Genomic DNA, 19,932 nt, shown 5'->3' on the forward strand with positions numbered 1-19,932 from the left:
CTCCTTCGTATTAGGCAGTGTGTCATACCTGTGGAAGAATGGTCAGCTGAAATAAGGAGAAGCGATGGCGTATATCGGAACCGATGATTCCTCGGGCGACCCGGTCTTTCAGGAAGACTCGGACGTTGAAGTACGCACCTACCAGCGCGGTCGTATCCGCATGGTCTACGCCATGCGTGATAACCGCGTCGAGGAACATGCGCCGGATCCTTCCCGCCCTGTCTTCGTCATGATTCACGGCGTGGGGATGGGCAGGCGAGCACTGGCTGGACTGGCCAGGGAACTGGCACCTCACGGCACTGCCTATACGGTTGACTTGCCAGGCTTTGGTGATTCACCCACTCCGAAGCGCCCCCCGTCGATGGCTCAGTACGGCAAACTCGTTGCCGCTTTCATACGGGACAACAAGCTGCGTCACGTGATCGTGATTGGTCACTCGATGGGCACCCAGGTCGCAGTGGAGGTGGCGCAGCAACGGCCCGACCTGATCGATCAGCTGGTTCTGATTGCTCCGACCATCAACCCCGCCAGGCGGACCCTCCACCAACAGGCATGGGATCTGATTACTGACTTTGCCGACGATGGGCTGCACGTGATGGCAGTGGGTGTTGCGAATTATCTGCGTGCCGGCCCAGTCTGGTTCTTCCGAACGATTCGCGCCATGATGGATCACCGCGTTGAACGCATCTACCCGCAGGTGCCCACACCCACACTGGTCATGCGCGGAGAAGACGACCTGGTGTGTCCGCACGACTGGACGAAGCGCGTGGCACAGCTGCTGCCACACGGCACGTACGCGTCGATCGAGGATCACGGCCACGAAGCTGTGCTGCGAGATGCCGTTCCTGCCACTCAGATCATTCTCGATCACGTACTATGACCGATGTGGACATATCTCATCAGCCACTGCTGAGCGTCATCATCCCGGCGTATAACTCGCAAGATTATCTGCGCCGATGTGTGGAGTCCCTGATCGGCTATGCGCACCCCATCGAAATCCTCATCATCGACGATGGATCGAGTGACAAGACTCCCGAGCTTGCCGACAAACTGGCGCGCAGATTCCCTGAAATCCGCGCAGTCCACCAGGCTAACGCAGGGCATGGCGGCGCCCTCAACACCGGCATCCGCGAGGCCACTGGCCGTTACCTGAAAGTCGTGGACTCTGACGACTGGCTCGACCGGCGCTCGCTGACACGCGTGTTGGATCAGATGGCCGCAGACCAGGACCGCGGCGACGACGTCGACATGTACGTGGCGAACTACGTCTACGAGAAACAGGGAAAATCTCATAAGCATGCGGTCCGCTTCCTCAACGTTCTTCCTGCTGATCGCATCATTGGGTGGGATGACATGCGTGCGTGCCGCTACGACCAGTACCTCATGATGCACACGCTCATTTTTCGCACCGAGCTGGTCAGACAATCCGGGATGATCCTGCCGGAGCATACCTTCTACGTGGACTACCTGTATTCCTACGTGCCCTTGCCGCATGTGCGAACGCTGCGCTACATCGATGCGAATCTGTACCGCTACTTCATTGGCCGCGATGACCAGTCAGTGAACGAAAAAGTCATGATTTCACGTATCGACCAGCTGCTGCGCGTCAACGCGGGGATGCTTGCCGGCACCCCTGACGAATCCACTGTCCCTGCACACCTGTATCGCTACATGATTCACTACCTGCGCATCAATTTCATCGTGTGCTCCCTGATGTTGTTGCTCTCTGGCACACCAGAACACGTCCAGGAGAAAGAACGCCTGTGGGCGGAAGCTGACCGAGACTACCCGCAGGTCACTCGGCAGGTCAGATCAGGTCTGCTCGGACGGCTGATCTCGCTGCCGGGAACGCCCGGACGCGTCATCCCGCTATCGATCTACCGCATCGCCCGCGCCGTCCTCGGCTTTAATTAGAATGCGAAAAGAATCTGCCCTCCGGGCTCGGTGATCGTGACGTGCGGCGCGTCAGAATCATGCAGGTCGAGAAAAACGCAGATCGTGTGTCCATCCGCGCTGGAGCGGTACGACAGCTGCTCGTTGGTTACCTCGCACACCTGCGTGCGCGCATGGACAAGCCACGGATGCTGGCGACGCAGCGCAATGAGCGCCTGGTGGGTCTGGAACACTGATTCGCCCAGATTCGACAGGTGGTCGGGCAGATCAGGGAACGAGGGACGCACCTGATCGTCGCCGCCGAGCTCCTCGGTCTTGATTCCGGTATAGCCCTGTTCGTCGCCATAGTAGATCGATGGGATCCCGCCGACAGTCATGACAATGGCGAGAGCGACGCCGACATGTTGGCTCCCGATCTGCGAGGCAATTCTCGTGACGTCGTGGTTGCCGATGAATGTCTGTGGGGTGAAGGAATCGAGGAAATGGTTGTGACGATCGAGGCACCACTGCAGCTCAAAGAAATTTCGATCCGAGATACCCGACCAGATTGCCTTCCACAGTTCGTATTGGGTCAGTGAATCAAAATGGCACTGCTCGATCATGTCGGTGTAGTCACCGTGGATTACTTCACCCATCAGCCACGCTTCAGGGAAACGCGCCCGAACGGGGTCGATGACGTCGCGCCAAAAATCGCTCGGCACAGAGTAGGCGGCATCCAGACGCCAGGCGTCGATGCCGCGTTCAAGCCAGTAGGTCATGACGTCGGTGGCGTATGTGCGTGCCTGTGCACCGGCGTGATTGAGCCGAACCAGCTCACCGTGACCCTCGAAGACGCGTGGAGTCGGACCTGCGGGATCCTCCCAGTCAATGTCGAATAATTCCGCGTGCTCACTGTCCGGGCCGGCAGCGAGAACCTCGCTGACCAGCGGGTGCTGGGAGCTGACGTGAGAAAAAACACCGTCACACGCCACGCGGATGCCGCGCTCGTGGCACGCGGCAATGAGGTGATCAAAGTCAGCTTCATCTCCCAGGCGCGGGTCAACTGCGAAGTGGTCAAGAATGTCGTAGCCATGTGATGTTGACTGGAAGATCGGGCCCAGAAGCAGGCCGTTGGCTCCCAGCTCGATCAGGTAGTCCAGCCAGTTTTCCAGCATGGTGATCCGGTGCGCCGACGCGTCGGCCCCGAACGGAGGACGAATGGGGGCGCCGCACATTCCCAGCGGGTAGACGTGCCACCACACCATGTGATCAATCCATGACATGACTTTCGCTTTCCTGGTTGTGGCCATAATGTAGACGCGTGGGACAAGTAATCGAGGGCATCGCGGTCATCGCAGTCATTATGGCTGTTGGATGGATCGCGCGCGCAACGAAGATCCTCAAGACCGATGCTACTGGACACATCACTGACCTGGTGTATTGGATCGCCGCGCCCGCACTGCTGTTCTCCACGATCGCATCAGCTGATCTTGATGTCGTCATCGGCCGTCCCCTCGTCGTGGCAGCAGCAAGCGGTGTCGTCACCGCCAGCGTGTTCGCTCTGATCGCTCGCCTGACGATGCGGCCGGCGGTTGGCGATCTGACGGTCGGCGCAATGTCGTCCTCGTTGAACAACGCGGCCTACGTCGGCATCCCGATCGCGATTTACGTACTGGGGTCAGCGGTTCACGGAGTGCCGATCATGGTGTTTCAGCTGGGCTTCTTCACCCCGATGTTCTTCGTCCTCATCGACCTGTGTACGCCGGGTATCACGCTGTCGATTTTGACCATCGTGCGCTCCGTGGTGACCAACCCGATGGTGATCGCGGCGTTCCTCGGATTCCTGTGCGCAGCGGTGAGCCTGGATGTGCCGCCACTGATCGCCAACGCGACCGAGATGATCGGGCAGTCCGCGCCGGCGCTGGTCCTGATTAGTTTTGGCGCTTCCTTGGTGGGGCAGCGCCTGACTGTGCGATCCCAGGACGGGCACATGGTGATACTCGCCAGCTGCTTCAAACTCATGGTTCAGCCGGCGTGCGCGTTCGGAGCAGGACTGCTGCTGGGCATGGACGGGCACGCGCTGTTGGCAGTCACGGTGATGGGCGCGATGCCCACCGCGCAAAATGCCTTCATCGCCTCAGCGCGGGCAGGCGTCGGCAATCACATCGCGCAGGGCACTGTGCTGATTACCACGATCATGTCACTGCCGGTGACCGTGCTGATCGCCTGGCTCTTTCACCTTGCGGCTCTGGTTTAGACAGATCACGACAGCGCGGCAGCGACCGCCAGACGCAGCGTCGTCTCAAACTGTGTTTCACGTTCCTGCGCCGTCATATCCGACGACGAGTCAAGCAGGTGATCCGAACACGTCAATACGGTCAGTGCCTCTCGGCCGCACTCTGCCGCCACGCCATACATCGCGGCAGCTTCCATATCCACGCCCAACACACCATAGTCCGCCAGGCGTTGTGTCTGACCGTCGGGCGCGAAGTAGAAGTGGTCACGCGAAATAATCGTTCCCACGTGAACAGTGTCGTCTTCGGTTGCGGCCTCGACGGCGGCTCGCGCCAGGTTGAACGAGGCGACCGCACTGAAATTGACACCGGGAATGCGCAGCTGATTCATTACGGAATCCGTGTGTGCACCGATCGCGACGATCGTGTCGCCCACATGAACTTTCGGTGAGATTCCGCCGCACGTGCCGACGCGGATCACGCGCTGAACGTCGAAGAACTTCATCAGTTCGGTGACGTAGATCGTTGCGGAAGGCTGACCCATTCCCGATCCCATCACCGACAGTGGCTGACCGTCGACAGTGCCGGTGAAGCCCAGCATGCCGCGCACATCAGTGACCAGGCGTGGTGAGTCCAAAATTGTTTCAGCAATACGCTGGGCACGCTTCGGGTCACCCGGCATCAGGACTGCGGGGGCGAAATCACCTGGCTCAGCTGCAATGTGTGGGGTCGACATGGGCCTTCCTTCGTTCTCGTCTGGCGCGAGACCATCCGATATGCGGATACTTCTTCACCGCGCGCTGACAATACTCTAGCGTGAGCTTCATCCCGCAAGTGATGGAGTGACGAAAATGAGCTCACAACAAACCAAACCGCGTCGCGAAACGTGGTCCGGTCAAACAGCGTTCCTTATCTCAGCCATTGGTTCAGCTATCGGCCTGGGGAACATCTGGCGTTTTCCAGGCGTGGCCTACGCCAACGGTGGTGGCGCATTCCTGGTGCCGTACCTCGTCTCACTCGTCTGCGTCGGTATCCCGATCCTCTTTCTTGACTACGCGATTGGTCATAAACTGCGTGGCTCACCGCCGTGGGCGCTGCGCCGCATGACAGCCGGCGGAGAATTCCTCGGCTGGTTTCAGGTCGGCGTCTGCTTCGTCATCTTCATTTACTACGCAGCGGTGGTTGCCTGGGCGGCCAGCTATGCGTGGCACTCCATCACCCTGGCATGGGGAGATGACTCGCAGACCTTCTTCCTCGAAACGTTCCTCCAACTCGACGGATCAGATTCAGTGTCATGGACACCCGTCCTGTCAGTGTTAGTCCCCCTGGCCGTGATCTGGCTGTTCGTCCTGTTCATCGTGGGACGCGGACTGACCAAGGGCGTGGAACTGGCGAACCGTATTTTCCTGCCGTTACTGGTCATCCTGTTCGTGGTGATGGTGGTGCGCGCACTGTTCCTGCCTGGCGCCATGGAAGGACTTAACGCTTTCTTCACCCCGCAATGGGATCAGCTGACGAATCCGCATGTGTGGCTGGCAGCGTTTGCACAGATTTTCTACTCGCTGTCAGTGGGCTTCGGCATCATGGCGACCTACGCCTCCTATCTCAAGCCCAAGTCAAACCTGACCGGAACCGGCCTTGTTGCAGGTTTTGCCAACTCATCCTTCGAGCTGCTCGCCGGCATCGGCGTATTCGCCGCCCTCGGCTTCATGGCACATGCTCAACAGGTTGGCGTGAACGAACTGGAAGGCCTTACCGGCCCGATCCTGTCGTTCGTGACCTTCCCGCAGATTATCTCGATGATGCCGGGCGGCCCCATCTTCGGCGTCCTGTTCTTCACGTCCCTGACGCTGGCAGGAATCACCTCGCTGCTGTCACTGTTGCAGGTTGTTTCCGGCTCCATCCAGGACAAGTTCGGAGTCACCCCGCGTAAGGCTGCGATGATTATGGGCGTGCCTGCGATGGTGCTGTCGCTGGGACTGTTCGGTGTGCGCTCGGGGCTGAATGTCCTCGACGTCATCGACACCTTCGTCAACAACATCGGCGTGGTTGCCTCCGCCATGGCGCTGTGCCTGCTTTCCGCGTTCGCCGGTCCGCGCCTGAAGGGACTGCGTGCGCACCTCAACTCGGTCTCATCGATCCGAGTTCCCGCTTTTTGGGACCTCGTCGTGGGTGTGATCAGCCCGATCGTCCTGGGCTTCATGCTTATCAGCGCACTCATCGACTATGTGATGCACGGATATGACGGGCATGCTACCTCCTTTGTCGGCATGTTCGGCTGGGGAATGCTGCTGGCAATCATCGTCTTCGCCGTTATCATGACGGTGACCAAGTGGCATCACTCCCTCGACTCGCGCGCGAAAGGACTGGAACAATGACAGCGAGCGCACTCATCTTGATGGTCATCTCGATCCTGCTCGTGTGGGGAGGCCTCGTCGCCTCGACCGTCGCACTCAAGACCCTCAAGCAGCCTGGCGTTGACGACACTATTGAGGAGTCCGTGGAGTGAAACTGGCAGCTTTCGATCTGGACGATACGTTAGCCCCCTCGAAATCTCCGCTCCCACCCCTGATGGACGAGCGCCTGTGTACGCTCCTCGACGTTGCCGACGTGTGCATCATCTCCGGAGGACACATCGGTCAATTTCGCACACAGGTCCTGGCGCACCTGCACGCTGACGATGCGCAGCTTGAACGCCTGCACCTGATGCCAACGTGTGGAACCCGCTACTTCAGGTATCGTGACCAGCAGTGGCACCAGATCTACGCGATGGATCTGAGCGCAGACGAGCGCCAGCGGGCCATCGACTCCCTGACCCGGCACGCACACGACCTGGGAATTTGGGAAAGCCACACCTGGGGAGACATTATTGAAGATCGAGGCTCGCAGATCACCTTCTCTGCCCTAGGGCAGGAAGCACCCCTGGAGGCCAAGCGCGCATGGGACCCGGACGGAACGAAGAAAGCCGCACTGGCTGAGCGGGTCGCCCGCGACGTTCCTGAACTGTCGGTACGCGGTGGCGGGTCCACATCCGTCGATATCACCCGACAGGGTGTTGACAAGGCGTTCGGCATGCGCCACCTGGTCGAGGCGACACGTATCGCCGCCAGCGACATAGTGTTTGTCGGGGACAGGCTTGATGAGGGTGGCAACGACTACCCGGTGAAAGCCGCAGGATTCACGACGATCCCAGTGTCAGGATGGGAGCAGTGTGCTGAGGTGATCGCGCAGCTAATTGAGTGCGCGGGTCGCCCAGAAGAACACTGCTGACGCAGCAGCCACATTCAGCGAATCCACTCCGCCGGCCATCGGGATACGCACCGTCAGATCTGTCTGCTCAATGGTGCGGCGCGACAATCCGTCGCCTTCAGTACCGAAGAGCAATGCCACCTTCTTGTCCGGAGGGTTCGCCACGAACTCATCGAGACTCAGTGAGTCATCACTGAGTGCGCAGGCGACCGTGCAGTAGCCCGCCTCGCGCAGCACGTCAACGGCTGGCCAGGTATCCAGCCGAGTCCACGGCACCTGAAAGACCGTGCCCATGGAGACACGGACGGAGCGCCGATACAGCGGATCACAGCAGCGAGGTGTGACGATGACCGCGTCAACACCCAGAGCAGCTGCAGAACGGAAGATTGCACCGACATTCGTGTGATCAACCAGGTCTTCCAGCACAGCGATCCGGCGCGAACGTGCCAAGAGGTCCGACACGTCCGGCAGCTCGGGACGCTGCATAGCGGCAAGAGCCCCGCGATGCAGGTGAAATCCGGTGATGTGTTCGAGCACCTCTTCGGAGGCGATATACACGGGCACGTCACCACCGTCAACACTGCCTGTCGAGGATGCCAGCAGATGCTCCATCTGCTCGAGCCAGCGCGGCGCCATGAGGAATGAGCGCGGGTGATGCCCCGTCTCAAGTGCCCGCATGATCACATTGTGTGATTCCGCCATGTACAGTCCGCGTTCCACTTCCATGCTCGAACGCAGCTTGACGTCCGTCATACACGTGTACTCAGCAAGCGCACCGTCCGGTACGGCTGCTTCCACGTCTTCCAGGCTCTGACATGCGGTTAAATCGATGATCACACCCGCCATTATGCTCCATCGTTTATCCACAGCGCACCGTGGGTACCCTCGTCAATCCACAAAGACCAGGCGCGTGCTGGCACAGGTCGATCCTCATGCGGTGAACTGCACGCACCGACACAGAAGGAGGACGTCATGCTGATCAAGCAGACGAAGGTAGAGGGAATGTATGGGCCTACAGGGTGGCTCGACACGAGTGGCATCACAGTTCTTTTGGCTCCTTACATGGAGCTGGATGATCACGATTATTGTCGCTTCACTATGGTTGGTGGGGACGATGCTCGCGAGCTGAGGAGCCTGCTGAGTGCAGAAAACCTGCAGTGTTCGCAAAATGGAGGGCCGACGGTTGAAGCCGCGCTCGATGCTGCGATCACTTTCCCTCAGGAGGTGTACGTGAGCGGTTATGTCATTCGCCAGCCGCGACGAGACGAACGAGTCAGTGTCGATGCGCTCGTGATACGTCACTCATTACCGGACGGTGTGACGCGAGCCTGGCCCTATCTGCGCGACAGATACGCGCTGCATTGTCTGGCACCCGACGAATGCGACCGCATCTTGCTGGATGATCCGGTCGGGCATCTGGCGTGGTGGTTATGGTGGGACTAGAGACGCTAGGCTAGATCCATGTCCGTCTACTCATGGCTTTTTCGCAGCGTCATCCACCGCACTGATCCTGAACGTGCCCACCATGCAGGCCTTAATGCCGTTGCGTGGGCAGGACGACACGGCTTAATCCGCGCACTGATGCGCGCCACCATCGGATACTGGGATCCGCATGCACGCTCCATGCTGCTGTGGCCCACGCGCTCGCTGCCGACAATCGGTGAGCGCACCGTGCACGGACGCCTGGGTCTTGCAGCCGGAATGGACAAAGACGCACGCGCCATTGAGGGCATGTGCGCACTGGGATTCGGATTCGTCGAGATTGGGACGATCACACCCCGACCGCAGCCAGGGAACGACCAGCCACGCCTGTGGCGCCTCATGGACCAGGCCGGCCTGCGCAACCGGATGGGATTCAATAACGAGGGTGTCGACCAGGCTGTTGCGCAGCTACGTGAGCTGCGATCCACCCGTCACGGCAGGCGCTGTATCGTCGGGGCGAATATCGGAAAGAACAAGGTCACTCCACCTGACCAGGCGCCTCGTGACTACGAGATCTGTGCCCAGAAAGTCGCGCCGTGGGTGGACTTCATTGTCGTCAACGTGTCCTCACCCAACACTCCGGGACTGCGGGACCTGCAGGCTGTCGATCAGCTTCGCCCCATCCTGGAGGCTGCGCGACGCGGAGCCGATGCGGCGCAGCAGCGCCGTCACGTGCCGCTGCTGGTGAAAATCGCGCCCGACCTGAGCGATGACGACATCATCGAGGTGTGCTCCATGAGCCGGGACATGAAACTGGACGGGATAGTGGCCACCAATACGACGATCAATCACGAGTGGGGAGAAGGTGGCGTTTCAGGAGCCCCGCTGTTCCCGCGTGCTCTCGATGTGGTGTCTCTGGTTGCTGAGCACCTGGACGACCATCAGCTTCTGATCGGCACGGGCGGGATCTTCACCGCATCTCAGGCTCAGGCCATGCTGGATGCCGGTGCCGACCTCGTTGAAGCATTCAGCGCATTCGTCTTCGAAGGGCCGACGTGGCCGGGCGCGATGAACCGCGCCCTGGCCCTGAACTAGTCTTTCTGTTTCTTCGACCCCTTCGGGAACTCACCGCGTCCCACCTGAGGAGCCGGCGAGCGCCAGCGGCGTGCCATCAGCATGCGTGAAAATGCGTAGAACCACGAGCCGCGCGGGATCACCTTGTCAGGGAAGCGCTCGCGGATACGACGTTTGAGGATCTGCCAGACGATGACGCCCTCAATAATGCAGAGCAGCAACGCGCCGTAGAAGAAGATGAACATCACCATCATGACGACGGGGAGCTGACCGTTGGTTTGCTGCGCCGGTGCGATGAAGGAAAATGCCAGCGACAATGCGATGAAAACCAGCATCACCGGCATCATGAACTCGCAGATCGACCAACGGGCATCCAGGTAGTCGCGGATGAAACGACGGATAGGGCCACGATGCTGGGGCGGCATATAGCGCTCGTCTCCCGTCGTCATCGCTTCCTGTTCACGGCGGAAACGCTCATCACGCTTCTCTTTGGCCTGACGGCGGGCTTCCTTACGGTCAGCCGGCACCAGCGGACGATTCCTGCGCGCCTCAGCCTGTCGGCGCGTCGGCGTCGGACGGCCCTTCTTTGCGCTCGCTTCATGCGTCGGCTCGTCGACGGGAGCGGCTGTCGTTGACTCTTCTGAAGATTTCTTACGGAATAACACACCTTTAGGGTAGTTGATTGAGACCCACAAGCCGAACTACTAAACTCAGTGATATGACTACCACTACTCATGATGACCTCACGCCCTCAGTCCAGGAGCTGCGTGAACGTGTCGATCAGCATTTCGACGAGCTGCTCGACGAACTCAAGACACTCGTATCCATTCCGTCAGTTTCCTCCCTTCCGGAGCATCAGGACGACGTGCAGAAATCAGCTGAACACGTCAGCAAGCTCTTCAACGATCTTGGCCTGGAGACTGAGATTCTACGTGCCGACTCGCCTTTCGGCGGACAGGGTGAACCAGCCATTGTTGGACACACCCCCGTCATCGAGGGAGCGCCCACCGTCCTGCTGTATGCACACCACGATGTTCAGCCCACTGGTGAACTCGACCGCTGGGACGGTGACCCGTTCGACGCCACCGTTAAGGGGGACAGGCTCTATGGCCGCGGCGCATCCGATGATGGCGCCGGCGTGATCGTCCACCTGGGCGCTCTGCGCACCCTTGCCGATGATCTGGGCCTGAACGTGCGTGTCTTCATCGAAGGTGAAGAGGAGCTTGGTTCCCCCTCGTTCGAAAACTTTCTGACGACCCACGCTGACAAGCTGGACGCTGACGTCATTGTGGTTGCTGACGGTGACAACTGGAAACCGGGGATTCCCGCGATGACTGCGTCACTGCGTGGCAACGCCGTGGTGACCGTGGACGTGCGCGTACTCGAGCACGCTGTCCACTCCGGCGCATTCGGCGGTCCGATCATGGATGCTGTCACAATCGCTGCGCGCATGATTGCGACCTTGCACGACGAGGACGGCAACGTGATTGTCGAGGGCCTCAAAGCCACCGACACGTCCGATATAGACTGGCCTGAAGACGAGTATCGTGAGGCTGCTGGCGTCCTTGATGGAGTGACGCTTGCCGGATCGGGTGACCTGGCGGCGCGCGTGTGGACAAAGCCATCTATCAACGTTATTGGCATGGACGTTCGCTCTGTTGCGGAATCATCCAATACGATCGCCCCGCACGCACGTTTCCGCCTGTCGATGCGCGTGGCCCCCAACCAGGCCCCGGCCGAGGCTCGAGACAAGCTGATCGAGCATCTCAAGGCGCATGTTCCGTTCGGCGCTGCCATCGACATTTCAGTGGAAAAGTGCTCACCGGGATTCCTGGCCGACCTTGATTCCGAACCTGCCCGCGATCTGCACTGGGCGCTGGACATCGCGTGGGACACTGACGCGGTGAATAAGGGTGTGGGCGGATCAATCCCGTTCATCTCCCACTTCAAGAAGCACTTCCCGCAAGCAGAGGTCCTTGTGACGGGCGTGGAAGACCCCTTCACGAATGCCCACTCCGAAAACGAGTCGCAGAGCATCCCCGACCTGAAGGCCGCGATCCTGGCAGAAGCGCTCCTGCTGGCCCGCACTGCCAAGCGCGCACGCAGGTAGTGCGCGTCCTTATCGTCGGACACTGGTTCGCCCCGCGCGCCCTCCCAGCACTGGAAGCGGTCGCGCGGGGTATTCAGCGTGTGCGCGACGCGGCATGTGAGCCGATCGTGTTCGGACCCGGCCCGTTCGTCACATCCGATCGCCTCATCGTTCGTGTCCCAGATTCCGCGACGAGTACACGCGACGCAGGCCGGGAACTTCGCCGCCTCCTCGACCAGGGCGATACTCCCGTGCTCGAAGGTGGTCATACCTCCTGCACAGACGGGGGAAGCGAATTTCTCAGTGCCATCACCTCGCTGCCTGTCGACACGTACGAGCAGATGGAACAGGCATTGCACTGCGCGCAATCGGACCGCAGGCTACGCGAGGTGGTCGCGCTCGCCTCGACCAGGCGCAGCTTGCTCGGCTTTACCTCGGTACTGTCGACACACGCAGACGGGACGGCTCGTCATGACCAGAACCTGGGTTTATCGAGCCGCCTGACACGCCTGTTTGCCACACATCGGGATACAACGGACGTGTCACGTCTGGAAGGCAGTGGCGCGGCAGGAGGAGCGGCCGGCATGCTCGCCCTGTGTGGTGGGAGCATCGTGCCCACAGGCGAGGCCCTGGCCAGAACCCTCAATCTTGACCATCGCATGGAGCAGGCGGATCTGGTCGTCATCCTTGAGCCCTACGCGCACGACCCACTGCTGCATGATACCCTCATCGACACGCTGACCGACCATGCTGGTTGCCATGCGTTGCCAGTCGTCCTCGTGTGCGAATCGACGACACTGTCAGCACCGGAAAAAGCGCAGTGGGGGATCCACGGGATAATTGACACGCATCCTGGAGCACTCATGCCGACCTGTATCGCTGAGAACGAACAGGATGATTACGAGATGCTTGAAGCTGCTGGAATGCGCATGGCGCGCACGTGGATACCCGGCGTGGAAAACACCACGATATGAACACGGTCATGGCGCGTTGCCCATGAGCGTCGTAGGCTGGATCTACGAGTACTGAAATGATGAGGAGCAACATGTCTGACGTTGAGACACAAACCCCGGCCCACGAAGTGACCTTGACTGACGCGGCTGCCGCGAAAGTTAAGAGCCTGCTGGACCAGGAAGGCCGCGACGACCTGCGTCTGCGCATCGCCGTTCAGCCAGGGGGCTGCTCGGGTCTGATCTACCAGCTTTACTTTGACGATCGCCTGCTTGACGGCGATGCCATCCGTGACTTCGAAGGAGTCGAAGTTGTCGTCGATCGTATGAGCGTTCCCTACCTTGCCGGAGCCTCCATCGACTTTTCAGACACGATCGAACGCCAGGGATTCACGATCGACAACCCCAATGCGCGTAACACCTGCGCATGCGGAGAATCCTTCCACTAAACCATTTCCCACCTCAAACAAAGGTCCTGTACGTGAAATTTCAGCGAATCACGGCGGTTGTCGCTACCCTCTTTCTGGCCGCAACGATGAGCGCATGCTCGTCCGGCGACTCCTCACAGTCCGGTCAATCAGGCCAGGCAGCAAGCCAATCCGGTGATGAGAACCGTCCTGCTCCCTCCGATGAGCCAAAAGTTGACCGCTCAGGCACGCAGACGATTCCCGAGGTGAAAGGTGATTTTGGGGAAGAACCTGTTATTACCCCGAGCACCGGATCCGAACCCGTCGACTCCATCATTGCGACAACACTTGTGCAAGGTGACGGCCGCGAAGTTCAACCCACCGATGCCGTGCAGGTGGCATACAAGGGTGTTCTGTGGGACGGAACGGAATTTGACTCCACCTTCAAAGAAGGCGGGAAGCCCATTGCGTTCTCACTGGATCGCGTGATTGTCGGATGGAAAGCCGGACTGACAGGTCAACACGTGGGGGACCGGGTCGAATTGGTCATCCCATGGCAGTGGGCATACGGGGAGCAAGGACAGGCTTCGATTCCGCCCAAGTCAACTCTGACCTTTGTCGTTGATATTCACAATGCGGTCGACACCGCCGATGTGGACCAGCTCAAGAGCGCCACGCCTACAGACGCAGCGTTGCCCGACGGTGTCACCGTGGAAGGTGACTTGGGAACTGCTCCGAAACTGACGCTGGCCGAAGGCGCGAACCCCGAACCAGGAACGTACCTCATTTCCGAGGGAACAGGTCCTGAACTGACCAAGGACAATTACGCTGTCCTGCGTGCCGTTGAAGCAGTGGTGGGCGTGCAGAATGAAGGACAGACGCAGATGTGGGACGTCCCGAACCTTGCACCGGTCGCCAAGCTGGTGCAGCTGGAAGGTCACAAAGTCGGATCACGACTCATGGTCGTCATCGATATGGCCGATCCGCGTCCGACCTCGGATCAATCACAGTCAGGCGAGGTTCAGATGCTGCGCGACGTGGCCATTTTTGATCTGGCTGGATCGCTCTGACCTGTAAACAGATAGAATGACTCGAAGTCGACTTCCGTGACTAAGGAGCTATCGTGACCGAACAGAATGTGAACGTCCTTGTCTTCAGTGATGATGTGGATACCCGAAAAGCAGTCATAACGGGGGCGGGCGTGCGTCCCGGTCGAGACACTCCCACCGTCACATACGTTGAAGCTGCCACCGCTTTCGGAGCCGTTGAAGCAGTCAAAGATACTGAGTTTGCGGCGTTGATCCTTGACGGTGAGACCGAAAAAGAAGGCGGTATGGCTGTCGCCAAACGCCTGCTGACCACCATGGATAATGTTCCACCCATCATTATGATCACGGCACGCCAGCAAGATGACTGGCTGGCGCAATGGTCCGGTGCAGCGGCCACCGTTCCTGAGCCAATTGATCCCATCGTGCTGCAGGAAACTCTGGCACGCCTCCTTCAGGAGTGATTTGCATGGAGTGGACTGACATTATTGAACGCCTCCTTGCCGGTGAGGACCTGAGCTACGAACAGACATATGCGGTCATGGACCGTGTGATGACGGGCGAACTGGGCGACGTGAAACTCGCTGCTTTCCTGACGGCACTATCGGCTAAAGGTCCCTACGTCAGTGAGATCCGCGGTCTGGCTGACGGCATGCAGGATCACGCCGAACCTGTCGATGTTCCCACCGATGTGCTCGACATTGTCGGCACGGGCGGTGATGGGGCACATACGGTGAACATCTCCACCATGTCAGCGATTGTCCTCGCCGCTGCTGGAGTGCCCCTGGTCAAACACGGTAACCGCGCGTCAACCTCGTCGTGCGGATCAGCTGACGTGATCGAAGAACTGGGAATCAAGATCGACCTGTCGCCCAGCGGTGTGGCTCAGGTGTTCGACGAACTGGGAATTACCTTCCTGTTCGCCAACAAGTTCCACCCGTCAATGCGTTTTGCCGCAACTGTGCGCCGCGCTCTTGGCTTCCCAACAGCGTTCAATATCCTCGGTCCGCTGACCAACCCTGCCAAGCCTGAAACATCTGCGATTGGTGTTGCCAACGAAAGTCACGCACCGCTCATGGCAGGAGTGTTCGCTCAGCGCGGCCAGTCGGCTCTTGTGTTCCGCGGAAAGAATCATGGCCTGGATGAGCTCAGCTCAATTGAGCCTGCTCAGATCTGGGCAGTGCACGACGGTGAAATCACCTTCAGCGAAATCGATCCCGTCGCAGAGTTCGGCATGAAGCGTGGAACGCTTGAAGACCTGCGCGGTGGCAAAGCCGATGAGAACGCGAAAGTGGTCTACCGCATCATGGACGGAGAAGAAAGCCCGATCCGTGACGCCGTGCTGCTCAACGTCGCAGCCGGACTGGCAGCATTCGGACGTCACGATGGCGTCGGCCCGACCCACGGCTCACTGACCGACCGTATGCGCATCGGCATCGACATGGCGCGCGAGACGATCGACAGTGGCAAGGCAGCTGATCTGCTCAAGCGGTGGATTGAGGTCTCCAAGACGGCCTCACTCAAGGCCTAGGTGGAACGCCTCTTCAAGGTCCTGGGATGCGAATGAGCGGAACGCGATATGCGTACGCATCTGAGTGACACCCGGGACCTTTCCCAGCTGATCTGACACGACCTCGGCAAGGTCTTCGTACTCGCGGACCTTGACGAGGGCGACCAAGTCGATATCACCGGTCACTGAATACACATCACTGACGCCATCCAGGTCAGCAAGCGCCTGTGCAACCTCGGGAATTTTGTCGATCTCAGCGTTGACAAGAACAATTGCGGTCAGCATGGTCATCCTCTCCTGTAGGTTCCTAGTTCATTGTGGTCTCTGGACGTCTGGCCTGTCCAACGGCGCGGATGAGCGTGTCGCGTCGAAGCGGTGACGTCCACGTTGAACCGAGCGGCACGACCCCATCCCATTCAATCAGGCGTGCTCCCGGCCTGGTCAGATCGCGGTACAGCACTCGCGTCTCCTCCCACGTCGTTCCCGCAAGAAACACGTCTGGGCGAGCGGGGACATCCTCGTCATGGAGCATCTCCACCCACGGCAACGGTGACGTACCCGGCGGCGAGACCGCGACGCGTACCAGGCGCCCGAACGAAGTCAGCGCGATCTCCCACCCGCCTTCACTGCGATGGTGCGCCCATACGGCCCGCCGAGCCAGCCCGAGCGCCCGGACAATTCTCTGCTGCTCAATGCCGCGAATATACGTTCCGAGCAGGGTGCGCAGACGTGCAGCACGCTCAAAATGCTCATCGCCTGCAGCCTGATTCATCTGCTCATTCAACGCATCGATGACGCTGCACTCGTCACAATCCATCGTGTCGGCACCTGCCTGTTGGAGTGCGTCGATCGCCTCACGTGCAGATGCGTGCGTCGAATACGGTCCGAGGGCGTCGAGGGCTTCGTGCGATTCAATCACCGGCACGCATTCAAAACGATCGTGGCGCCGTACCACCCAGTGCGTGGCTTTTTGACGGCGCGAAGCGGAGTTGAACAGGGGAGACAGGGTGCGGATCAGACGCAGTTCCTCCACGCGTGCCTCAAGTTCAGTAGACGTGGACTGAGCCTCCACGCCGGTGGCGACCGCCAGCATTCGTCGGACCTTCCGGCGCGTCTCAGTTGCCGTGAAGTAGGTGCGTACGCGTGAGCGGATATTGCGGGCAGAGCCGACGTACAGCGTTCCGCCGGCATCATCGACGAAACGGTAGGTGCCCGGTGTTTGCGGCAGAGAATCAGCGAGTGTGGATTTTTGACGTGTGCGTGGGGGAACGGGGCGCCCGAGTGTGACCAGATCCTCCACTGTTGATGCGCCGGACTTGCTGACCAGGTCGCACAAACCGTGGAATACCTGCACGGTCGCCAGTACGTCGCCGAGTGCGCGATGCGCGTCGTAGTCGCTGACACCAAAATGCGCAGCAAGGGTTCCCAGCTTGTGGTTGCTGATCATGGGGCGGGGGAGTGCGAGGCGTGCCAGAGCCAGGGTGTCAACGATGCGGATGCGCGGCCACGTCATGTCACACGCATTGGCGGCGCGGCGCAGGAAGCCGACGTCGAAACGTGCGTTGTGGGCGACAATGATGGGCTGCTCGTCAAAATCTGCCCACTGGTGAAACTGTGGATAGACGTCTGTTATCAGTGGGCACTGCGCCACCGACTCATCGCTGATGCCGGTCAGAGCAGTGATGGATGCTGGGATGGGCTGGTCTGGATTGACCAGGGTGTGAAACTGGTCGGTGATGCGCCGACCGTGCACTTTGACAGCGCCGATTTCTGTGATGGCGCTGCGCGTCCCGATGCCGGTAGTCTCTAAGTCAACGACGATCCACGTTGCCTCATCCAGCGGCGTGCCCAGCTGGTCGAGGCCAACCTGGACTCCAACGGGAACAGCTTCAGCCAAACGGCGTGCAACCGGGGAGTGAGGATGAAGGTCGACCTCGCCATGGCCATCTTGAGCCGGATGAGTCGAAATCGTCATACAGTGGATCCTAGTCGGTTGATTGCCCATCGCAGATGTCAGGAGGATTCGTGGCTTTCTATCAGACATTGAAATTTGCCGGTGGTCCGATTCTTCGCACCGCATACAAACCGTGGATTCGCGGAGAGGAGAATATCCCCAGCGAGGGGCCCGCGATTTTGGCGTCTAACCATAACGCTGTGTGGGATTCAGTGTTTCTGCCGCTCATGATTGACCGCGAAGTGGTGTTCATGGGGAAGGCTGACTACTTTACCGGCACCGGTTTCAAAGGATGGGCTACCAAGGAGTTCATGCGCGCAGTCGGCACGATCCCAGTTGACCGCTCTGGTGGGCGAGCGTCGGAAGCCGCGCTGCAGGCCGGTGTGGACCGCCTGAAGGAAGGGGAACTGTTCGGTATATATCCCGAGGGGACCCGCAGCCCTGACGGGCGTCTTTACCGCGGTAAGACAGGTGTGGCCCGTTTAACACTGATTTCCGGGGCGCCGGTCATCCCAGTGGCCATGATCGGCACGCACGATGCGCAACCCATTGGGCAGCGGATCCCCTCGCGTGAAGACATCGGAATGGTCATTGGTGAGCCGCTCGACTTTTCGCGTTACCGCGGACTTGACCGAGACCGCTACGTTCTGCGCGCTATCACCGATGAAATCATGTACAACATCATGCTGCTGTCGGGCCAGGAATACGTCGACATGTACGCAGCCGACCGGAAAGCGCAGCTCGCGCAGGAGGGGAATTTTGATGGGCCTGTGCCCTCGAACGGTCGGACAGGTCCGGGCGGGCGCAAGGCTCCCGACGTGTCTGTGCCGAAACGCCCAGAGGATTCATCTGACGATCCCGTAGACTAGAGACGTTCAGTTTTCATCGTCTGAAAGGTGTTTGTGCCATGTCGGTTCGTCGAGTAGCTTTGCTCACTGCTGGTGGTTTTGCCCCGTGCCTGTCGTCGGCTGTTGGTGGGCTCATCCAGCGTTATACCGATATTGATCCGTCCATTGAAATCATCGCGTACCAGCACGGCTACCACGGGCTGCTGACTGGCAACTACGTTGTCGTCGACGAGGAGGCCCGCAGGAAGGCCGGCATCCTTCACCGTTTCGGCGGTTCACCGATCGGCAACTCGCGCGTCAAGTTGACCAATGCGAAGAACCTGGTCGAGCGTGGCCTGGTCAAGGAAGGCGACGACCCGCTTCAGGTTGCGGCCGAGCAGCTGCGCAAGGACCATGTTGACGTTCTGCACACCATTGGCGGTGACGACACGAACACGACCGCCGCCGATCTGGCACAGTATCTGCACGATCACGACTACGACTTGACGGTTGTCGGCCTGCCGAAGACCATCGACAACGACGTGGTTCCGATCCGTCAGTCACTGGGCGCCTGGACCGCCGCTGAGCAGGCCTCGGTCTTCGCACAGAACATCATCGGTGAGAACCGAGTGGGACCACGCATGCTGATCATCCACGAGGTCATGGGCCGTAACTGCGGATGGCTGACAGCAGCCGCTTCACGCAAGTACACCGAGTGGCTCGACCAGCAGGAATGGGTGCCGTCGCTGGGACTGAGCAAGGAACACTGGTCAATCCACGCGATCTTCGTTCCTGAAATGGCAATCGACCTTGACGAGGAGGCCGACCGCCTGCGCGCCATCATGGACAAGCAGGGCAATGTCAATATCTTCCTGTCTGAAGGTGCCGGCGTGCGTGAAATCGTCGCTGAAATGGAAGAACGTGGCGAAGAAGTGGCGCGCGACCCGTTCGGTCATGTGCGCCTTGACGAAATCAACCCCGGACAGTGGTTCGCCAAGCAGTTTGCTGACCGACTGGGAGCTGAGAAGGTCATGGTACAAAAGTCCGGATACTTCTCACGTTCAGCTCGCGCAAACCAGGACGACCTGCGTCTGATCCAGTCGATGACAGACCTTGCCGTCGAGTGCGCACTGCGCGGCGAATCCGGCGTGATCGGTCACGATGAGGAAAACGACGATCGTCTGTGCGCCATCGCCTTCCCGCGCATCAAGGGTGGCAAGCCCTTCGATATCTCCCAGCAGTGGTTCGTTGATCTGATGGATCGTATCGGACAGCCACTGGCGCCGACGCAGAAGTAA

22 protein-coding genes are annotated in these 19,932 nt (G+C 59.7%); 16 read left to right on the plus strand and 6 right to left on the minus strand.

Annotation, left to right across the window (positions count from 1 at the left end; translation table 11 throughout):
- The first annotated feature begins 64 nt into the window (after window positions 1-64).
- Both BN3002_RS03045 and BN3002_RS03050 read left to right on the plus strand, forming a co-directional pair.
- Window positions 65-880: an alpha/beta fold hydrolase gene (locus BN3002_RS03045; RefSeq protein ID WP_058236541.1), complete on the plus strand. Its 816-nt coding sequence runs from the start codon at window positions 65-67 to the stop codon at window positions 878-880.
- Entirely contained in the window at window positions 877-1,914 is a 1,038-nt protein-coding gene (locus tag BN3002_RS03050; protein ID WP_058236542.1) for a glycosyltransferase family 2 protein, read from the plus strand. The genes BN3002_RS03045 and BN3002_RS03050 overlap by 4 nt, the downstream gene beginning before the upstream one ends.
- On the opposite strand, the gene BN3002_RS03055 is transcribed toward BN3002_RS03050, so the two are convergent.
- The gene (locus BN3002_RS03055; RefSeq protein ID WP_058236543.1) at window positions 1,911-3,155 is read right to left on the minus strand and encodes an alpha-amylase family protein; all 1,245 of its coding nucleotides are present in this window, start codon (window positions 3,153-3,155) and stop codon (window positions 1,911-1,913) included. The two genes, BN3002_RS03050 and BN3002_RS03055, sit on opposite strands and share 4 nt — an antisense overlap.
- A 38-nt stretch (window positions 3,156-3,193) precedes the next feature.
- Between BN3002_RS03055 and BN3002_RS03060 the strand changes: the two genes are divergently transcribed.
- Window positions 3,194-4,129: an AEC family transporter gene (locus BN3002_RS03060; RefSeq protein WP_117394359.1), complete on the plus strand. Its 936-nt coding sequence runs from the start codon at window positions 3,194-3,196 to the stop codon at window positions 4,127-4,129.
- A 5-nt stretch (window positions 4,130-4,134) separates the two neighbouring features.
- Here BN3002_RS03060 and deoD read toward each other — a convergent pair whose 3' ends face one another.
- Entirely contained in the window at window positions 4,135-4,842 is a 708-nt protein-coding gene (deoD, locus tag BN3002_RS03065) for a purine-nucleoside phosphorylase (protein ID WP_058236544.1), read from the minus strand.
- Between the two features lie 115 nt (window positions 4,843-4,957).
- On the opposite strand from deoD, the gene BN3002_RS03070 reads away from it, so the two are divergent.
- Genes BN3002_RS03070 through BN3002_RS03075 form a run of 3 tightly spaced genes read left to right on the plus strand, consistent with a single transcriptional unit; the run spans window position 4,958 to window position 7,376 of the window.
- Window positions 4,958-6,484 (plus strand): sodium-dependent transporter, encoded by a 1,527-nt coding sequence (locus BN3002_RS03070; RefSeq protein ID WP_058236545.1) that lies wholly within the window; start codon window positions 4,958-4,960, stop codon window positions 6,482-6,484.
- The gene (locus BN3002_RS11000) at window positions 6,481-6,615 is read left to right on the plus strand and encodes a methionine/alanine import family NSS transporter small subunit (protein ID WP_117394360.1); all 135 of its coding nucleotides are present in this window, start codon (window positions 6,481-6,483) and stop codon (window positions 6,613-6,615) included. Before BN3002_RS03070 ends, BN3002_RS11000 begins: the two co-directional genes overlap by 4 nt.
- Entirely contained in the window at window positions 6,612-7,376 is a 765-nt protein-coding gene (locus tag BN3002_RS03075; RefSeq protein WP_058236546.1) for an HAD-IIB family hydrolase, read from the plus strand. Before BN3002_RS11000 ends, BN3002_RS03075 begins: the two co-directional genes overlap by 4 nt.
- Here the strand turns inward: BN3002_RS03075 and BN3002_RS03080 are convergent.
- Complete coding sequence (locus BN3002_RS03080) at window positions 7,338-8,192, minus strand: TrmH family RNA methyltransferase (RefSeq protein ID WP_058236879.1); 855 nt, start codon at window positions 8,190-8,192, stop codon at window positions 7,338-7,340. The genes BN3002_RS03075 and BN3002_RS03080 overlap by 39 nt on opposite strands.
- 135 nt (window positions 8,193-8,327) lie before the next feature.
- Between BN3002_RS03080 and BN3002_RS03085 the strand changes: the two genes are divergently transcribed.
- Together BN3002_RS03085 and BN3002_RS03090 are read left to right on the plus strand one after the other, a co-directional pair.
- Window positions 8,328-8,798 (plus strand): hypothetical protein, encoded by a 471-nt coding sequence (locus BN3002_RS03085; RefSeq protein ID WP_058236547.1) that lies wholly within the window; start codon window positions 8,328-8,330, stop codon window positions 8,796-8,798.
- An 18-nt stretch (window positions 8,799-8,816) separates the two neighbouring features.
- Entirely contained in the window at window positions 8,817-9,872 is a 1,056-nt protein-coding gene (locus tag BN3002_RS03090; protein WP_058236548.1) for a quinone-dependent dihydroorotate dehydrogenase, read from the plus strand.
- Here the strand turns inward: BN3002_RS03090 and BN3002_RS03095 are convergent.
- A complete protein-coding gene (locus BN3002_RS03095) occupies window positions 9,869-10,546 on the minus strand; it encodes a DUF3043 domain-containing protein (RefSeq protein ID WP_070726549.1) in 678 nt (225 codons plus the stop codon). The genes BN3002_RS03090 and BN3002_RS03095 overlap by 4 nt on opposite strands.
- 23 nt (window positions 10,547-10,569) lie before the next feature.
- Here BN3002_RS03095 and BN3002_RS03100 point away from each other — a divergent pair, with 23 nt between their 5' ends.
- The 6 genes from BN3002_RS03100 (at window position 10,570) to trpD (ending at window position 15,874) form a co-directional block, all read left to right on the plus strand.
- Window positions 10,570-11,961, plus strand: a complete 1,392-nt coding sequence (locus tag BN3002_RS03100) for a M20/M25/M40 family metallo-hydrolase (RefSeq protein WP_257525453.1) — start codon at window positions 10,570-10,572, stop codon at window positions 11,959-11,961.
- Window positions 11,961-12,914: a glycerate kinase gene (locus BN3002_RS03105; RefSeq protein ID WP_058236550.1), complete on the plus strand. Its 954-nt coding sequence runs from the start codon at window positions 11,961-11,963 to the stop codon at window positions 12,912-12,914. Before BN3002_RS03100 ends, BN3002_RS03105 begins: the two co-directional genes overlap by 1 nt.
- Window positions 12,915-12,985: 71 nt before the next feature.
- The gene (gene erpA, locus BN3002_RS03110; RefSeq protein WP_058236551.1) at window positions 12,986-13,339 is read left to right on the plus strand and encodes an iron-sulfur cluster insertion protein ErpA; all 354 of its coding nucleotides are present in this window, start codon (window positions 12,986-12,988) and stop codon (window positions 13,337-13,339) included.
- A 32-nt stretch (window positions 13,340-13,371) separates the two neighbouring features.
- Window positions 13,372-14,367 (plus strand): FKBP-type peptidyl-prolyl cis-trans isomerase, encoded by a 996-nt coding sequence (locus BN3002_RS03115; protein ID WP_058236552.1) that lies wholly within the window; start codon window positions 13,372-13,374, stop codon window positions 14,365-14,367.
- Window positions 14,368-14,420: 53 nt separating this feature from the next.
- Complete coding sequence (locus BN3002_RS03120; protein WP_058236553.1) at window positions 14,421-14,807, plus strand: DNA-binding transcriptional response regulator; 387 nt, start codon at window positions 14,421-14,423, stop codon at window positions 14,805-14,807.
- 5 nt (window positions 14,808-14,812) lie between these two features.
- Entirely contained in the window at window positions 14,813-15,874 is a 1,062-nt protein-coding gene (gene trpD, locus BN3002_RS03125) for an anthranilate phosphoribosyltransferase (RefSeq protein ID WP_058236554.1), read from the plus strand.
- Here trpD and BN3002_RS03130 read toward each other — a convergent pair.
- Window positions 15,860-16,138, minus strand: a complete 279-nt coding sequence (locus BN3002_RS03130; RefSeq protein WP_058236881.1) for an Lrp/AsnC family transcriptional regulator — start codon at window positions 16,136-16,138, stop codon at window positions 15,860-15,862. The two genes, trpD and BN3002_RS03130, sit on opposite strands and share 15 nt — an antisense overlap.
- 22 nt (window positions 16,139-16,160) lie before the next feature.
- A complete protein-coding gene (locus BN3002_RS03135) occupies window positions 16,161-17,828 on the minus strand; it encodes an exonuclease domain-containing protein (RefSeq protein WP_058236555.1) in 1,668 nt (555 codons plus the stop codon).
- Window positions 17,829-17,878: 50 nt separating this feature from the next.
- Here BN3002_RS03135 and BN3002_RS03140 point away from each other — a divergent pair, with 50 nt between their 5' ends.
- Together BN3002_RS03140 and BN3002_RS03145 are read left to right on the plus strand one after the other, a co-directional pair.
- On the plus strand, window positions 17,879-18,676 hold the full coding sequence (locus tag BN3002_RS03140; RefSeq protein WP_058236556.1) for a lysophospholipid acyltransferase family protein: 798 nt from the start codon (window positions 17,879-17,881) through the stop codon (window positions 18,674-18,676).
- 38 nt (window positions 18,677-18,714) lie between these two features.
- A complete protein-coding gene (locus BN3002_RS03145; protein ID WP_058236557.1) occupies window positions 18,715-19,932 on the plus strand; it encodes a pyrophosphate--fructose-6-phosphate 1-phosphotransferase in 1,218 nt (405 codons plus the stop codon).

This window comes from Actinomyces ihuae (assembly GCF_001457875.1).
GTDB lineage: Bacteria > Actinomycetota > Actinomycetes > Actinomycetales > Actinomycetaceae > Pauljensenia > Pauljensenia radingae_A.

Bases quoted from the DNA above. Each gene is read 5' to 3' on its own strand.
- BN3002_RS03045 (WP_058236541.1), top strand. From the start codon at position 65: ATGGCGTATATCGGAACCGATGATTCCTCGGGCGACCCGGTCTTTCAG.
- BN3002_RS03050 (WP_058236542.1), top strand. From the start codon at position 877: ATGACCGATGTGGACATATCTCATCAGCCACTGCTGAGCGTCATCATC.
- BN3002_RS03055 (WP_058236543.1), bottom strand. From the start codon at position 3,155: ATGTCATGGATTGATCACATGGTGTGGTGGCACGTCTACCCGCTGGGA.
- deoD (WP_058236544.1), bottom strand. From the start codon at position 4,842: ATGTCGACCCCACACATTGCAGCTGAGCCAGGTGATTTCGCCCCCGCA.
- BN3002_RS03070 (WP_058236545.1), top strand. From the start codon at position 4,958: ATGAGCTCACAACAAACCAAACCGCGTCGCGAAACGTGGTCCGGTCAA.
- BN3002_RS11000 (WP_117394360.1), top strand. From the start codon at position 6,481: ATGACAGCGAGCGCACTCATCTTGATGGTCATCTCGATCCTGCTCGTG.
- BN3002_RS03085 (WP_058236547.1), top strand. From the start codon at position 8,328: ATGCTGATCAAGCAGACGAAGGTAGAGGGAATGTATGGGCCTACAGGG.
- BN3002_RS03090 (WP_058236548.1), top strand. From the start codon at position 8,817: ATGTCCGTCTACTCATGGCTTTTTCGCAGCGTCATCCACCGCACTGAT.
- BN3002_RS03100 (WP_257525453.1), top strand. From the start codon at position 10,570: ATGACTACCACTACTCATGATGACCTCACGCCCTCAGTCCAGGAGCTG.
- erpA (WP_058236551.1), top strand. From the start codon at position 12,986: ATGTCTGACGTTGAGACACAAACCCCGGCCCACGAAGTGACCTTGACT.
- trpD (WP_058236554.1), top strand. From the start codon at position 14,813: ATGGAGTGGACTGACATTATTGAACGCCTCCTTGCCGGTGAGGACCTG.
- BN3002_RS03130 (WP_058236881.1), bottom strand. From the start codon at position 16,138: ATGCTGACCGCAATTGTTCTTGTCAACGCTGAGATCGACAAAATTCCC.
- BN3002_RS03135 (WP_058236555.1), bottom strand. From the start codon at position 17,828: ATGACGATTTCGACTCATCCGGCTCAAGATGGCCATGGCGAGGTCGAC.
- BN3002_RS03145 (WP_058236557.1), top strand. From the start codon at position 18,715: ATGTCGGTTCGTCGAGTAGCTTTGCTCACTGCTGGTGGTTTTGCCCCG.